The 16,202-nt window shown below is 65.1% G+C and carries 10 protein-coding genes; 6 read left to right on the top strand and 4 right to left on the bottom strand.

The genetic code is table 11. The features are described from left to right. The first annotated feature begins 593 nt into the window (after positions 1-593). The 3 genes from SPHN_RS02780 to SPHN_RS02770 all read left to right on the top strand — a co-directional run bounded on the left by SPHN_RS02780 (position 594) and on the right by SPHN_RS02770 (position 4,586). Positions 594-1,619, top strand: a complete 1,026-nt coding sequence (locus SPHN_RS02780) for an aspartate-semialdehyde dehydrogenase (RefSeq protein ID WP_248520938.1) — start codon at positions 594-596, stop codon at positions 1,617-1,619. Between the two features lie 176 nt (positions 1,620-1,795). Further along, positions 1,796-2,557: an alpha/beta fold hydrolase gene (locus SPHN_RS02775; RefSeq protein WP_248520937.1), complete on the top strand. Its 762-nt coding sequence runs from the start codon at positions 1,796-1,798 to the stop codon at positions 2,555-2,557. A gap of 190 nt (positions 2,558-2,747) precedes the next feature. Next, the gene (locus tag SPHN_RS02770; RefSeq protein WP_248520936.1) at positions 2,748-4,586 is read left to right on the top strand and encodes a M2 family metallopeptidase; all 1,839 of its coding nucleotides are present in this window, start codon (positions 2,748-2,750) and stop codon (positions 4,584-4,586) included. A 315-nt stretch (positions 4,587-4,901) separates the two neighbouring features. Here the strand turns inward: SPHN_RS02770 and SPHN_RS02765 are convergent, their stop codons facing one another. The 3 genes from SPHN_RS02765 to SPHN_RS02755 form a co-directional block, all read right to left on the bottom strand. Continuing rightward, positions 4,902-5,405, bottom strand: a complete 504-nt coding sequence (locus SPHN_RS02765) for a hypothetical protein (RefSeq protein WP_248521508.1) — start codon at positions 5,403-5,405, stop codon at positions 4,902-4,904. Between the two features lie 77 nt (positions 5,406-5,482). Then, entirely contained in the window at positions 5,483-6,919 is a 1,437-nt protein-coding gene (locus tag SPHN_RS02760) for an AMP nucleosidase (RefSeq protein ID WP_248520935.1), read from the bottom strand. Between the two features lie 197 nt (positions 6,920-7,116). Next, positions 7,117-7,596, bottom strand: coding sequence for a peroxiredoxin (locus SPHN_RS02755; RefSeq protein ID WP_248520934.1), 480 nt, complete (start codon positions 7,594-7,596; stop codon positions 7,117-7,119). A gap of 108 nt (positions 7,597-7,704) precedes the next feature. Between SPHN_RS02755 and SPHN_RS02750 the strand changes: the two genes are divergently transcribed. Both SPHN_RS02750 and ahcY read left to right on the top strand, forming a co-directional pair. Next, positions 7,705-8,265, top strand: a complete 561-nt coding sequence (locus tag SPHN_RS02750) for a YqgE/AlgH family protein (protein ID WP_248520933.1) — start codon at positions 7,705-7,707, stop codon at positions 8,263-8,265. A 190-nt stretch (positions 8,266-8,455) separates the two neighbouring features. Beyond that, positions 8,456-9,916 (top strand): adenosylhomocysteinase, encoded by a 1,461-nt coding sequence (ahcY, locus tag SPHN_RS02745; RefSeq protein ID WP_432715038.1) that lies wholly within the window; start codon positions 8,456-8,458, stop codon positions 9,914-9,916. Between the two features lie 412 nt (positions 9,917-10,328). Here ahcY and SPHN_RS02740 read toward each other — a convergent pair whose 3' ends face one another. Beyond that, the gene (locus SPHN_RS02740; protein WP_248520931.1) at positions 10,329-13,400 is read right to left on the bottom strand and encodes a TonB-dependent receptor plug domain-containing protein; all 3,072 of its coding nucleotides are present in this window, start codon (positions 13,398-13,400) and stop codon (positions 10,329-10,331) included. 328 nt (positions 13,401-13,728) lie between these two features. Here SPHN_RS02740 and SPHN_RS02735 point away from each other — a divergent pair, with 328 nt between their 5' ends. Beyond that, the gene (locus tag SPHN_RS02735) at positions 13,729-16,092 is read left to right on the top strand and encodes a sensor histidine kinase (protein ID WP_248520930.1); all 2,364 of its coding nucleotides are present in this window, start codon (positions 13,729-13,731) and stop codon (positions 16,090-16,092) included. The last annotated feature ends 110 nt before the right edge of the window (positions 16,093-16,202 follow it).

The raw sequence follows: 16,202 nt of genomic DNA, 5'->3' as shown, positions 1-16,202 counted from the left end.
CTCGAACTACGGCTGAAAACGTCCACTTGCAGACATCCGGGTCTTAGATACGATGGGCAGATGCCGCGCCGTATCCTAAAACTCATCGTCATGGTCGGCTTGCCGATATTGATTGGACAGTTCGCATTCGACTGGATTGACAGCGACTTACAGTCCGCCATCAGTCACCTTCCGACGAGAGCCATCTTTATCCTTGCTGTCTTGCTCGTGTGGGCCGCATTTCGGGAATACCGCGAGAGTAGAAAGAGGATCGTCCGCTAACCTCCCAAACCGCACACCAATTCTACCGAGAATCTGCTGACGATGTAGTAGCAGGTGGTCCGACCACTACGGCACCACCCCGGCCTCCGCCGGGGTGGTGCTATTATTGGTGAAGCTACTATTTGGGGCGGTGGTGCGAAAAGATTGTTCCCCCGCGAAGGCGGGGGGCCAGACTGGGCCCCCGCCTTCGCGGGGGAACATGGGGGCGGACAGTAAGGTGGCGTATAATCACGGCACCCCAAACCCCCTCTATCCGCGCAACAAGTCGAAAGCCGTTGGACCTGCCCGCGCAACGACGTTAGTGCGCGGCCAAGTCCAATCGGAGTTAAGACATGGGTTATCGGGTGGTGGTCGCAGGGGCGACCGGCAATGTCGGGCGCGAGATGCTCAATATCCTGGCGGAGCGCGAGTTTCCGGCGGACGAGATCGCCTGCGTCGCGTCGTCGCGCAGCCAGGGGTTGATGGTCGATTACGGCGACACCGGCAAGCAGATCAAATGCCAGAACATCGAGCATTTCGACTGGAACGGCTGGGACATGGCGCTGTTCGCGATCGGCTCCGAGGGCACCGCGGTCTACGCGCCGATCGCCGCCGCCGCCGGCTGCGTGGTGATCGACAATTCGTCGCTCTACCGCATGGACCCCGACGTGCCGCTGATCGTGCCCGAGGTGAACCCCGAGGCGATCGACGGCTATCGCGTGAAGAACATCATCGCCAACCCGAACTGCTCGACCGCGCAGATGGTCGTCGCGCTGAAGCCGCTGCATGACGCCGCGAAAATCCTGCGCGTGGTCGTCTCGACCTACCAGTCGGTGTCGGGCGCGGGCAAGGCGGGGATGGACGAGCTGTTCGAGCAGAGCCGCAACATCTTCGTCGGCGATCCGGCCGAGCCCAAGAAGTTCACCAAGCAGATCGCCTTCAACGTGATCCCGCACATCGACAGCTTCCTCGACGACGGCTCGACCAAGGAAGAGTGGAAGATGGTCGTCGAAACCAAGAAGATCCTCGACAAGAAGATCAAGGTCACCGCGACCTGCGTCCGCGTGCCGGTGTTCGTCGGCCATTCGGAAGCGATCAACATCGAGTTCGAGAACGAGATCTCGGCCGAGGAAGCGCAGAACATCCTCCGCGAGGCACCCGGCATCATGCTGGTCGATAAGCGCGAGGACGGCGGCTACATCACGCCGATCGAGTGCGTCGGCGACTTCGCGACGTACATCAGCCGCGTGCGCGAGGATCCGACCGTCGAGAACGGCCTGAACCTGTGGTGCGTCAGCGACAACCTCCGCAAGGGGGCGGCGCTGAACGCGGTCCAGATCGCCGAACTGCTCGGGCGCCGGCATCTGCAAAAGGCCTGATCCGCGCGACCGGGACGGACTGAACGACATTGCCGCGCCGCCATTACGAGATGGCGGCGCGGCTTTTTCTTGGGGCGTCGCACCGCGCACCCGGTTTGCGGTTCGCACGCCCGCGGGTTGACACCCCGGACCCGGGGACCGAATTGGCGGCACCCCCAGCACGACAGGACGAGACCGTGGCCAGCACCCCGAGCGATACCCAGTTTTTCGAGAGCTTCGACGGCACGCGGCTGGCGTGGCACGAGGTCGGCGAAGGCCGGGCCGTCGTGCTGATCCACGGCTATTTTTCCGACGCGAAGACCAACTGGATCCGCTACGGCCATGCCGCGAAGATCGCCGCGAAGGGCTTCCGGGTCATCATGCCCGACCTGCGCGCGCACGGCGACAGCGGGAAGCCGCATGGGCTCGAGGCGTATCCCGCCGATGCGCTGACGCAGGACGGTCACGCGTTGGTCGCCCATCTCGGGCTGACGAACTACGACCTGGGCGGCTATTCGCTCGGCGCGCGGACCACGTCGCGGATGCTGGCGACGGGGGCGACGCCGCGGCGCGTGATCTTCTCGGGCATGGGCTTGGAGGGGCTGACGCACACGTCGCGCCGCGCCTCGCACTTCCGGAACATCCTGACCAAGCTCGGGCAGCATGTGCAGGGCACGCCCGAGTGGCTCGCGGAGGCATTCCTGAAGACCACCGGCGGCGATCCGGTCGCGTTGCTCGGGATCCTCGAGACGTTCGTCGATACGCCGCTGGAGTCCGTGAAGGCGATCCAGCAGCCGACTTTGGTCGTGTGCGGTGGCGAGGACCAGGATAATGGTTCCGCCCCCGATCTGGCTGCGATCCTGCCGAACGGGACGTATGTCGAGACGCCGGGCGGGCATATGAGCGCTGTGGTAAAGCCCGAGCTTGGCCAGGCAATCGCGGATTTCCTCGCAGGATAAAACCAAACTGCCCGCCTCAAGCCGTCATCCTGAAGAAAGTCAGGACCCAGGGTAACCCGCGTCGTCCTATGTGGCTCTGGGTCCTGACTTTCGTCAGGATGACGGAGGGAGGCGAGCATCACGCTCGGCATGGTGGGTTGACCTCGCCATGCTCCATCCGCAATCAATGCCCCATATAAAGGGGATAATGATGGTTCGGTTCAGCGTTTCGATGTTTGCTCTGGCCGGGGCGCTGTGCGCCGTGCCGTCCGTTGCCGGCGCCCAGGCCGCACAACCCGCCGCCACCGGCAAGCCGACCGTCGCGCAGGCGGATGCGTTTGTTGCCGAGGCCGAGCGGGTATTCGCTGCGAAGTCGGTCGATGCGTCGCGCGTTGCGTGGGTCAACGCGACCTACATCACCGACGATACCGATGCGCTGGCCGCGAAGTCGGGCGCGGAGATGACCGATCTCGGCGTGAAGTACGCGCTCGGCGCGGCCCGCTATGCGTCCCTCCCGGGGCTTTCGTTCGACACCAAGCGCAAGCTCGATCTGCTGCGCGGCGGCCTGACGCTGCCGGCCCCGACGCGCGCGGGCGCGTCCGAGGAGCTGTCGACGCTCACCACCAAGATGTCGTCCTTCTACGGCAAGGGAATGGGCACGCTCGACGGCAAGCCGATCAACGGCTCGGATATCGAGGCGGCGATGGGCGAGAGCCGCGATCCGGCGAAGCTGCAGGAGATGTGGACGAGCTGGAACGACAAGGTCGGCGCGCCGATGCGCGGCGACTATGCCAAGATGACCGCGATCTCCAACGAAGGCGCGCGCGAGCTCGGCTACAAGGACGTCGGCGCGCTGTGGCGCTCGGGCTACGACATGACGCCGGAGCAGTTCGCGGCGCTCACCGACAAGATCTGGAAAGAGGTCGAGCCGCTCTACATGGCGCTCCACACCTACACGCGGTGGAAGCTCAACGAGAAATACGGCGATGCGGTGCAGGCCAAGACCGGGCCGATCCGCAGCGATCTGCTCGGCAACATGTGGGCGCAGGAGTGGGGCAATATCTACGACATCGTCGCGCCGAAGGGGGCAGGCGACGTCGGTTACGACACCGGCGATTTGCTCAAGGCCAAGGGCTATGACCCGCTGAAAATGGTGAAGCAGGGCGAGGGGTTCTACTCGTCGCTCGGCTTCGCACCGCTGCCCGACACGTTCTGGAAGCGGTCGCAGATCACCAAGCCCGCCGACCGCGACGTGATCTGTCACGCGTCGGCCTGGGATCTCGACAACCAGGACGATATCCGGATCAAGATGTGCACGAAGGTGAACGCGGACGACTTCGTCACGATCCACCACGAGCTCGGCCACAATTACTATCAGCGCGCGTACAAGGCGCAGCCGATGTTCTACAAGAACGGCGCGAACGATGGCTTCCACGAGGCGATTGGCGATACCGTCGCTTTGTCGATCACGCCGGATTACCTGGTGAAGATCGGCCTGCTCGACCAGGCGAAGGTGCCGAGCGCGGACAAGGACATCGGGCTGCTGCTGCGCCAGGCGATGGACAAGGTGGCGTTCCTGCCGTTCGGGCTGCTGATCGACAAATGGCGTTGGGGCGTGTTCTCGGGCCAGATCCCGACGACCGGCTATCAGGCGGCATGGGACAAGCTGCGGCTCCAGTATCAGGGCATCAAGCCCCCGGTTGCGCGCGACGAGACCAAGTTCGATGCGGGCGGCAAATACCATATCCCGGCGGCGGTACCGTACACGCGCTACTTCCTGGCGCGGGTGTTGCAGTTCCAGTTCTACAAGGCGGCGTGCGACCAGTCCGGCTGGAAGGGACCGCTGCATCGCTGTTCGTTCTACGGCGACAAGGCGGTCGGCACGAAGCTGAACGCGATGCTGAGCATGGGGCAGTCCAAGCCCTGGCCGGACGCGCTACAGGTATTCACCGGCAGCCGCGAGATGTCGGGCGCGGCACTCGTCGAGTATTTTGCGCCGTTGAAGACATGGCTGGACGTGCAGAACAAGGGCAAGCCGACCGGGTGGTGATGGGGCCTTTGGCTTATCGCCAGCTGACGTTCGCGTTCTAACTTCTAGTTCCCCCGCGAAAGCGGGGGCCCAGGGTTACGAACGCACCCGTGGTTTAGCTAGGCCCCCGCCTCCGCGGGGGAACGGGAAATGTGCTGGGATCGCGCAAAATTGCACCACCCCGGCGAAGGCCGGGGCCCAGTTGGAACGTCCAGAGTAACGAAGCGCATCGCTCGGTTAGCAACGTCCCCCAACTGGGCCCCGGCCTCCGCCGGGGTGGCGTGCTATCTGGGGTGGCGTGCTATCCGGGGTGGTGAGCTGTTCGGCGTGACCAGCTTACTCCGGAACCGTCCCCGGATCAGCAATGCCAGCCTCGAACGACTTCGACGAATCCGCCCCGTCGGCCTGATGCGCCTGCTTGCCCTTCGGCTTAAGCGGTGCCGCAGCCTTGGGCGTGCTCCCCCGCAGCGTCAGCAGCGCCCCAACGGCCGCACCCGCTACCGCGACACCACTGAAGATCGCAGCCGCACCCCATTTGCCACGTGTCTTTTCCGGTGATGTGGCGACTGCAACCGGCGTGACCGGCTTGCGGGCAGACACGGGGCGCGGGGTGCTGCGCTTGGTCGAGCGCGGCTTGGGCGCCGGTTTAGCAACCGGTTTGGGCGGCGCAACGGGCACCGGCTTGTCCGCAACCGGTTTCGCGGTCGGTACGGGCTTGGCGGCGACCGGCTTTACCGACGACGCAGCCGACGCCGCTTTCGGCGCACTAGCCTTACGCGGTGCGCGCCGGCGGGCGGCGGGCTTCTTCGCTTCAGTATCGGGCGTGTCGGTGTCGGCCACGGCTATCTTCCCTCAGCAATGATTCCGCAACCGTAACGCATTCCCGGGCAATCCGCTCCGGTTTTTACACACCCAGCTTAGCGGAACGGCGGCTCGTCGAACGCGCGGAGCTTGCGGCTGTGCAGCTTGGCGCCCTCGAGCCGCAATTGTTCGCAGGTCTCGATGCCGATCCGCAGATGCTCGCTGATCGCGCGTTCGTAGAAGCGGTTGGCCTGCCCCGGCAGCTTGAGCTCGCCGTGCAGCGGCTTGTCCGAGACGCAGAGCAACGTGCCGTAGGGGACTCTGAACCGATAGCCTTGCGCGGCGATCGTCGCCGACTCCATGTCGATGCCGACCGCGCGGCTCAGCGAAAAGCGCAGCGCGGACTTCGAATAGCGGAGTTCCCAGTTGCGGTCGTCGGTCGTCACGATCGTTCCGGTCCGCAGGCGGCGCTTGAGTTCCTCGCCCGACTGGCCCGACACGATCTCGGCCGCCTTGGCCATCGCGACCTGGACTTCGGCGATGGCCGGCACGGGAATCTCGGGCGGCAGGACGTCGTCGAGCACATGATCGTCGCGCAGATAGGCATGCGCGAGCACATAATCGCCGATCCGCTGGCTCGGCCGCAGTCCGCCGCAATGACCGATCATCAGCCACGCCTCTGGACGCAGCACCGCGAGATGGTCGCAGATCGTCTTCGCGTTCGACGGACCGACGCCGATGTTGACCAGCGTGATGCCGGTGCGGTCGTCCGCCATCAGGTGATAGGCGGGCATCTGGTGCCGCCGCCAGGCGCTGTCGGAGATGATCTTGTCGATGTCTTCGCCCGACGAGATCGTGATCCCGCCCGCGCCCGACAGGCTGGTGAAACGGCTGTCTTCCCCCAGCTGCGTGCCCGCCCAGCGGACGAATTCGTCGACGTAGCGGTGATAGTTGGTGAACAGCACGAAGCGCTGCGCGTGCTCGGCGGGGGTGCCCATATAGTGGCGCAGGCGGGCGAGGCTGAAATCGGTGCGCAGGCCGTCGAACAGCGCGAGCGGGCGCGTGTCGTCGTTCGCGACCCAGAGACCGTCGGCGATCTCGTCGCCGATATGCGCGAGTTCGGTGGCGGGGAAATGGCGCGACAATTCGGTCGCGGAGACCTCGTCTAGGCTCAGCGCGTGGCCGGGTTCGATCACGTAGGGGAACGGGATTTCCTGGCGACCTTCGACCGCCTCGACGGTGACGTCGTAGTCCTCGATCAGCAGGGTGAGCTGTTCGATCAGATATTCGGCGAAGATCGCGGGCTTGGTGACGCTGATCTTGTATTCGCCGGGCGTGACCATGCGGCCGAACGAGCGCAGCGGCGTGGGGCGATCGACGCCGCCCTTATAGGTCAGTCGGATTTCGGGATAGGCGAACGACCCGTCGGTGCGGCTGGCGGGATCGGGCGTCGTGCCGTCGGCGATATAGGCGCTCATGGCGGCTTGGAGGCGCTCGACGGAGGCGCGGTAGAGGCGGTCGAGGTCGGCGACGAGGTCGGATGCGATTGTCATCGCGCAGTGTTAGGTGGCGGAGGTTACCGTGGCAAGACTGGGCGACCTACCGCTTGAAACCACCCCGGCGAAGGCCGGGGCCCAATTGGGGAACAGACGTAAAGGCGGGCAGCCCGAAGTTACCTAGGTCCTGCCAATTGGGCCCCGGCCTTCGCCGGGGTGGGAATAAGGGCGGGTATCGCGCCCGCCCTCTTAGATCAAATTTCGCTGAGGAGATGCTCGGCCGAGCTCACCTTGAACTCGCCCGGAGCCTCGACGTTCAACTGCTCGACCACGCCGTCGTTCACCAGCATGGAATAGCGCTGGCTGCGCGTGCCCATGCCAAAGCCCGAGCCGTCCATCGTCAGCCCGATCGCCTTGGCGAAATCGCCATTGCCGTCCGCGAGCATCGTGATGTCGCCGGCACCCGTCGACTTGCCCCATGCGCCCATCACGAACGCGTCGTTGACCGAGACGCAGGCGATCTCATCGACTCCCTTGGCTTTCAGCTCGGCTTCCTTCTCGACGAAGCCGGGGAGGTGCTTGGCCGAGCAGGTCGGCGTGAACGCGCCGGGGACGGCGAACAGCGCGACCTTGCGGCCCTTGAAGAAGCTGTCGGTATCGACCTGATCGGGGCCGTCTGCCGTGGCCTTGACGAGATTGGTGGTGGGAAGCCGGTCGCCGACGCTGATCGTCATGTAAAATCTCCTGTGCCGCGAAGTGGTCGCGCGCGAGCCGTACCTTGGACGTGGACGCGCGTTTTTCAAGCGTGGCGGGCGCCCGTGTGGGCCGCTATGTTCCAACGCATGGACAAGACGGCCTTTCTTTCGGGACAATTTCTGCTCGCGATGCCCGGGATGAGCGACCCGCGCTTTGCCCGGGCGGTAATTGCAATGTGCAGCCATGACGAGAATGGCGCGATCGGCATCGGCTTGGGCGCGACCATCGTCGGCCTGGGTTTCCACGACCTGCTCGAACAATTCGACATCGAGCCCGGCGATGCGCCCAACGCCCCGGTGCATTTCGGTGGCCCGGTCGAACCCCGGCGTGGCTTCGTGGTGCACTCGTCCGACTGGGGCGGGCAGGACAGCGTCGACGTCGCCGGGCGGTGGAAGCTGTCGAGCACGGTCGACGTGCTGCGCGCGATCGCCGAGGGGAAGGGGCCTTCTGAGTGGGTGGTCGCGCTCGGCTATGCCGGCTGGGACGGCGGGCAGCTTGAGGGCGAGTTGTCGCGACCGGGATGGTTCAACGTGGCGGGTGATACCGAACTGCTGTTCGATACCGCGGCCGAGGATCGCTGGACCTACGCGTTCGCGCAGGCCGGGGTGGACCCGCGGTTGCTGGTGGCGGAGACGGGGCGGGCGTGACTTCGCTCTCCTGCGAACGCAGGAGCCCAGGATCAAGCGGGTCGGCGTTCGTGGCCCTGGACTCCTGCGTTCGCAGGAGAACAAGACCGTCAGACGGGATCGTCTGGATCGGCTCGAGCTCATATAAAGATATCTTTATATTTGATTTGAGGCCCTCGATCGCCTAAGTGGCTCGGCATCCGGCACGGGCATGAGGCTCGCCGATCACAGAATTTCCAGGAGACCCATCGTGGCCACCACCCTCGCCCCCGCGAAGACCGACTACGTCGTCGCCGACATCAGCCTCGCCGATTTCGGTCGTGCAGAGATCAACATCGCCGAGACCGAGATGCCCGGCCTGATGTCGCTGCGCACCGAATTCGGCGCAGCGCAGCCGCTCAAGGGCGCGCGGATCACCGGTTCGCTGCACATGACGATCCAGACCGCGGTGCTGATCGAGACGCTCACCGCGCTCGGTGCTGACGTCCGCTGGGCGACGTGCAACATCTTCTCGACGCAGGACCATGCCGCCGCCGCGATCGCCGCGACCGGCGTGCCGGTGTTCGCGATCAAGGGCGAGAGCCTCGCGGATTACTGGAACTATGTCGGCGATATCTTCTCGTGGGACCGCGAGATCGAAGGCCAGACCGCCAACATCATCCTCGATGACGGCGGCGACGCGACGATGTTCGCGCTTTGGGGCGCCAAGCTCGAAGCCGGCCACACGATGCCCGAGCCCGAGAACGAGGAAGAGGTCGAGATGCAGCGTGCGCTGAAGGCGTATGTCGCGAAGAACCCGGGTTACCTCACCGAGACGGTCAAGAACCTGAAGGGCGTTTCGGAAGAGACCACCACCGGCGTCCACCGCCTGTACGAGATCGCCAAGAAGGGCGAGCTGCCGTTCCCCGCGATCAACGTCAACGACTCGGTCACCAAGTCGAAGTTCGACAACCTCTATGGCTGCAAGGAATCGCTGGTCGACGCGATCCGTCGCGCGACCGACGTCATGCTCGCCGGCAAGGTCGCCTGCGTCGCCGGCTTCGGTGACGTCGGCAAGGGCTCGGCCCAGTCGCTCCGCAACGGCGGCGCACGCGTGATGGTCACCGAAGTCGATCCGATCTGCGCATTGCAGGCGGCGATGGAGGGCTTCGAAGTCGTGACGATGGAAGAGGCCGTGTCGCGCGCCGACATCTTCTGCACCGCGACCGGCAACGCCGACGTCATCACCGCCGATCACATGAAGGCGATGAAGCCGATGTCGATCGTCTGCAACATCGGTCACTTCGACTCGGAGATCCAGATCGCCGCGCTGTCGAACTACGACTGGACCGAAGTGAAGCCCGGCACCGACCTGGTGAAGTTCCCGGACGGCAAGCAGATCATCATCCTGGCGAAGGGTCGCCTGGTGAACCTGGGTTGCGCCACCGGCCACCCGTCGTTCGTGATGTCGGCCAGCTTCACCAACCAGACGCTCGCGCAGATCGAGCTCTGGACCAAGGGTGAGAACTACAAGAACGAAGTCTACGTCCTGCCGAAGCACCTCGACGAGAAGGTTGCGATGCTCCACCTCGAGAAGCTCGGCGTGAAGCTGTCGAAGCTTTCCGACAAGCAGGCCGGCTACATCGGCGTGCCGGTCGAAGGCCCGTTCAAGCCGGACCATTACCGCTACTGATCGTTCGCACGATCGTTGCGTAAAGGGCCGCGTCCACCATTAGGTGGGCGCGGCCTTTTTGCGTTAAGACTACCCAGCCTGAGAAGGACGAGATGGTTGCTCACGCCAGGGCGCAAAGACGCCAAGTAGAAAAAGACGCCAAGTAGAAGAGGCAAGGGGAGTTGCGGGGGATACCCAGCGATAGCGAGGCTGCCAGTGTGCATAATCAGTCTGCATAGCGGGCAAGCTCGGACCGCTTGTCGATATCTTCGCGCCTTCGCGTGAATGCGATGTGTCGGGGGCTGCCGGACTTGGCGTGATGACATCGCGGTGGAAGCTCAGTCGCTACACTGCGTTCCTACTGCCCGCCGTCCACCACACAAAAAAAGGGAGCCGTTTCCGGCTCCCTTCCAAGGACGATCTTGCGGAAGGATCAGAAGTTGATCCGGACACCCGCATAATAGCGGCGGCCCAGCGCGTCATACGTGCCTGCATCGGTATCCTGGCCACCCGACGCGCCGATGTCGGCGAGATAGGGAGGCTTGTTGTTCAGCAGGTTGGACCCACCGACGTAGAATTCGAAGCCGTCGCTTGTCTGGAAGCGGATCTGCGAGTCGAGGTAGAACTGCGGACGCACGCGGTAGAGCGGATTGGTACCCGGGCGTGCACCCGTCAGCTGATCGTCCAGGCTCGCCTGGCTGATCCACGTACCCGTCATCGTCAGGCCGACGCCGTCGATGTCGTACGACGCATTGGTCGTGAACCGGTCACGCGATGCGCCGATTTCGCCCGCGAAATAATCGCGGTCGGCGTCCGGCAGCGGCACGGTGTAGCCCGAGATCAGATGCGTGTACGACCCGCGCAGCCCGAGCGTACCGGCAAGGCCGATATCGGTCAGGTCCTGGCGATAGGTGATGACGGTATCGATGCCCTGGGTCTTCACGCCGCCGCTGTTGAGGAAGCTGTTGGTCAGCTGGTCGAGCGACCCAGCGCTGTTCGGGCCCAATGGCCCTGCGCGGCGTGTGATCTGGCTGCAATAGTCCGTGGCACCCTGCTCGTAGCACTGGTTCAGGATGTACTGCAGAGGCGTCTGGACGATCGCATCCTTGATACGGATGTTGAAGTAGTCGACCGTGACGACCAGATTGCGCAGCGCCCGGATCGAACGCGGGTTGATGACGACGCCCGCTGTGAACGAATCGCCCTTTTCTTCATTCAGGTTCGGGTTGCCGCCGCCGAAGCTGGTGACCCCCTGGACGTCGGCCTGGTTCGCGGTGAACGTGCCGCCATTGGCCGCGATGTTCGCCAGCACGCCGGGTGCCGCACGGCAGGTCGTGCCGAGCGTGCCGGTCGTCGCGGCGGTCACGCCGATGCAGGGATCGTTGACGCTCGGAAAGTCCTGCTGCGGCGCCTGGAACAGCTCGTTGATGTTCGGTGCACGGACCGAGCGGGCCTGCATCACACGGAAGCGGATGTCGTCGATCGGCGCCCATTCCCCGCCGAAATTATAGCTGTAGGTCGTGCCCACGGTCGAATAGTCGGACACCCGGATCGCGCCGCGCACGCTGAGCGACTGGAAGAACGGACGATCCTGGATGATCGGCGCGACGACTTCGGCGAATCCCTCCCAGAGATGGAAGCGACCGGCGGTGGACGGCAGCGCATTGTTGCCGTTCAGGCCCTGCTGCGTGAGCAGATCGAAGTCGTTGCGGCTGCTTTCGCGGCGATATTCGGTGCCGATGCTGAACCCGACCGGGTCGGCGCCGAACAGCGAGAACAGCTTGCCCGATACGTTGCCGCCGGCGACCGTCTGCGTCACCTTCGTGCTGAGCGTGGTCGGCACGGCGAGATACGACGCCGCCGGCGTCAGCGCGCCTGCGCCATAGATGTTTGCCGGTACGCAGCCTGCGGCGCGTGCGGCGGGGTCGGCGCAGACGATCTGGCCGGTTGCCGGATCGCGGTAGGAGTTCAACGCCTGGAAGAAGTTAGCGGTATTGAACTGCCCGCTGCCGACCTGGTCTTCCTTGGTCTGCCCGTAGATGCCGTACACTTCGTAGTTGAAGCGATCGTCCAGGAACTTGCCGTTCGCGCCGCCGGCGATGCGGAAGACGTCACGCGTGACGCTGCTGGTGCGCGGGCCGAAATCGGAAAGGCGGCGGTCGAAATAAATGTCCTTCAGGCCGTCGCCGTTGGTGTCGGTCGCCGCGTTGAAGATCGCGTCCGGGACATAGGGGTTACGATAGGTGATGCCGCCGACGACCGTCTGGATCGGGATCTGACCCGAGTTGCGCGGGTTGCTGAAGGTCGAATCGAGCGGGAAGGGCTCGATCACCGTGTTGACCTTGGTCTTCGCGTAATTGCCCTCGATAAACAGGTTCAGCGCCGGCGAGACTTCGAAATTGGCCCGTCCCGCGCCGACATACCGTTCGACCGGAACGGCGAGGTAGCGGGTGCTCGACCGGTTGAAGCCGTCCGCACCGGCCGCCGTGCCATCGGCATTGATGCACCCGTCGGTGCCATTGGTCGAGACGCAGTCACGCAGTGCCCCGTCCTGGCCATAGGTGAACGTGCTGTCGCCGGCGTAGTAACGGCCCTGCGGCGCGAAGCCCGACAAATATGGGCGTTCCGGGGTGAACAGGTCGGCGTCGTTGCCGGTGACATAGGCGCCGCGACTGGTGGAATCGATCGCGCTGGAACCGGCTTCGGTAAAGCGGTCGCGCTTCAGGACGGTGCCCTGCTTCGAATAACCGCCGAACAACATGATGTTGCCGCGACCGTCGGCGAAGTTCTTGCCGACCAGTGCGTTGATCTGGCGATCGAACCCGTCGCCATATTGCGACATGCCGACCTGGCCGTCCAGCTGCACGCCGTCGAACTTGGTCTTGTAGATCATGTTGACGACGCCGGCGACCGCGTCCGAGCCATAGACGGCCGATGCGCCGCCGGTGAGGACGTCGACCCGCTCGAGAAACTGCGTCGGGATGACGTTGAGGTCGACCGCGTTGCTGCCGGGCAGGCCCGAGACGAAGCGGCGGCCGTTGACCAGTACCAGCGTGCGGTCCTCGCCGAGGTTGCGCAGATTGACCGTCGCGATACCGGCGCCCTGCGTTGCGAAGCTCGAATTCGTGCGGCTGACGCCGGGCGTGCCGAATGCCGGGTTCTGCAGCAGCACGTCCTGGACGTTGATCGCGCCCGACTGCTGGATCTGCGTGATGCCGACGCTCTGCAGCGGCGAGGCGGCGGTAGCGGATGGCGACGCGATGCGCGATCCGGTGACGACGATGTCGCCCGGAGCCTGGTCGGCTTGCGGCGCATCAGTCGTGGTCTGATTGGCGGTCTGATTAGCGGCCGACTGCGCGGTCGTTTGATCGACGGGCGGCTGCGTTGCCATCGGATCGGTGGCCGGTGCTTCGGTCGGCGCGACCTGAGCGACCGCAGGAGCGGCGAGGGCAACGGCACCCACGAACAACGTCGTGGCCAGCAAACGGCGGCGATAGGTCTGCATTCTAAAGGGTCCTGGCATATGGTTCGGGCGAAACGACAAGGGGGCTGTCGTTCGCCGATGCGGCGCTGCCTAAGGCTGGGACATCGGTCCTGCCATTATCTTGCGGCGAACCGCGACCGATTATTGCGTGGTGTTTCTTCCATGCAACACTCCGGCAAGTATACAGTCCTATTTGCCCTATCTGCAAAGCCTGCAGACGATGGACCGTCGCCTGAGGGGGCCGCCCGGGACGACAATCGACCGCTGGCTTTCCATCCGTCTTCCCCATCGGCCTCGTCACGCTTAGACGGGTGACGATGATCTTGCTTCGTATCTCGTCCGCTTCACGATGATCACGCTCGGGCTCGGGATGACGGTGCTCGTCGGTGTTCTCTTGCTGGCACTGGTCGTTGTCGGGAGCGTGCTGCTGTATGTCGGCGTGCGTGCACGGAACGCTGCGGCGGACACGATCGAGGCGAACGCGCAATTGCGGACGATCCTCGACGGCTCGCCGGCAATCGTCACGGTGATCCGGTCCGGCGGGCGGATCGAGATGACGCAGCGGATGGCGGACTGGCTTGGGCTGGACTCACCGCCCCGGTCGCTGGCGGAGTTGGCGACCGGCGGCACGGGGCTGTCGCCGGACGACGCGGCGCGGTTGATTGCGGATGTGACGGCGGCACAGCGGTCGGGGCGGGCGTTCGTGCGATCGGTGCGGTTGCAGGGATCGACGCGGGCGATCACGTTCCGAGGTGGTCGCGCGCCCGGCGAGATGGGTGCGACCGGGGCCGTTCTGCTCTGGGCCTTCGACGCGACCGACAGCGAGGCGGAGATCGCCCGGCTTGGCGCGGAGACGACGCGGCTGGGTGAGGCGTATGAATCGCTGACCGGGCTGATCGAGGCGGCGCCGATGCCGATGTGGTACCGCGCGAGCGACCTGCGGCTGGCGATGGTGAACAGCGCGTACGTCGATGCGGTCGAGGGGCGCGATGCGGCCGATGTCGTGGCGCGCGGGCTGGAACTGGTCGAGGGATCTGGCCGTGGCGGACCTCTCGCCGGGGCCGCCGTCGCGCGCGAGCAGGGACGTCCGCATCAACAGGTCCTTCCCGCCACGATCGATGGCGCGCGGCGATCGTTGCAGATCTACGACGTGCCGCTGTCGAGCGGCGGCGTGGCCGGGTTCGCAATCGATATCGAGGAGCTTGAACAGGCGCGGTCGGGGGCGAAGCGCTTTGCCGAAGCCCAGCGCGCGATGCTCGATCGGCTGTCGGCGGGCGTGGCGCAGTTCGGCGGGGATCGCTCGCTCGTATTCTGCAACCAGCCGTTCCGGCGGATGTTCGCGATGCGCAGCGAATGGCTCGCGGACCGGCCAGAATTCGACCGCGTGCTCGAGCGGATGCGCGAGGCGAACCGCCTGCCCGAAGTCCGCGACTTCCCAAGCTGGAAGGCCGAGCGCCGCGACTGGTTCATGCAGACCGGCTCCGCGCAAGGCGGCGGCGCGATGGAGGAGAACTGGCACCTCCGCGGCGGCACGCATCTTCGCGTCGTCGCGCAGCCTTTGCCCGATGGCGGCCTGTTGCTGATCTTCGAGGATCGCACCGAGCAGGTCCAACTCGCCAGTGCGCGCGATACGTTGCTGCGCGTGCGGACCGCGACGTTCGACAATCTGTTCGAGGCGCTCGGGGTGTTCGCGGCGGATGGGCGGTTGCAGCTCTGGAACAACCGGTTCCGCGCGCTGTGGGGGCTGGAGGAAGAGTTCCTCGCCTCGCACCCGCGCGTCGATTCGTTTGCCGAGGCGGCTGGTGCCAAGCTGGCGACGCCCGGTCGGTCGGCGTTGATCCCCGATCTGGTCCGGTCGGCGACGGTCGGACGCCAGCAGCGCGGTGGGCGCGTGGCGTTCGCGGACGGACGGCATTTCGAGTTCGCCGGCGTGCCGCTCCCCGATGGCAATGCGCTGTTCACGATGCTCGACATCACCGACAGCCGGCGCGCCGAACAGGCGTTGCGCGATCGCGCGGATGCGCTGGAGGCGACCGACAAGGTGAAGACCGCGTTCGTCGCGAACATGAGTTACGAACTCCGCACGCCGCTGACGTCGATCAGCGGCTTCGCGGAGATGTTGCATGGCGGCTATGCCGGCGCGATGACCCCGCAGGCCGAGGGCTATGTCGGGGCGATCCTCGAGTCCGTCGAGCGGCTCGGGTTGCTGGTAGACGACGTGCTCGACCTGACGCGCGCGGAGAGCGACCGCGCGGAGACGGATCGGACCGATGTCGATCTGGCGAACACCGTGCGCGCGGCGGCGGAGACGATCCTGCCGTCTGCCAAGCGGCGCAAACTGGATTTCGCGGTCGAGGTTGCTCGGTCGACCGGGCGGGTCAACGGCAATCCGAAGCGGTTGAAGGAGGTCGTCGAGCATCTGCTCCGCCACGCGGTCGCGGCGACGCCGGATGGCGGGCGGGTGCTGTTGCATACCGATGGCAACGCCACCGCCGCGCGGATCGTCGTGTCGGACGATGGGCCGGGGATGACTGCCGAGGCGGTCGCGCATGCGTTCGACCGGTTTGGGGAATCGAAAGCCATGGGGGATCGCGCTTTGGGGTTGGGGTTGCCGCTGGCCAAGCAGTTCGTCGAAGCGCACGGCGGGACTATCGAGCTGGTCTCCGAGCCCGGTGCGGGCACGTTGATCACTGTTGAATTGCCGCGGCGATGATTACTGCCACTCCGTCGTGCCGGGCTTGTTCCGGCATCCACCGTTTCGCGTGCTTGCCGGCCGTAGAGAATGCGGACGGGTGGACCACGGAACAGGTCCGGGGTGACGGA

Origin of the sequence: Sphingomonas faeni, from assembly GCF_023195535.1 — a bacterium.
GTDB classification, from domain to species: domain Bacteria; phylum Pseudomonadota; class Alphaproteobacteria; order Sphingomonadales; family Sphingomonadaceae; genus Sphingomonas; species Sphingomonas faeni_B.
Note: the sequence above shows the minus strand (reverse complement) of the source record. Positions and strands in the feature narration are given on the sequence as shown.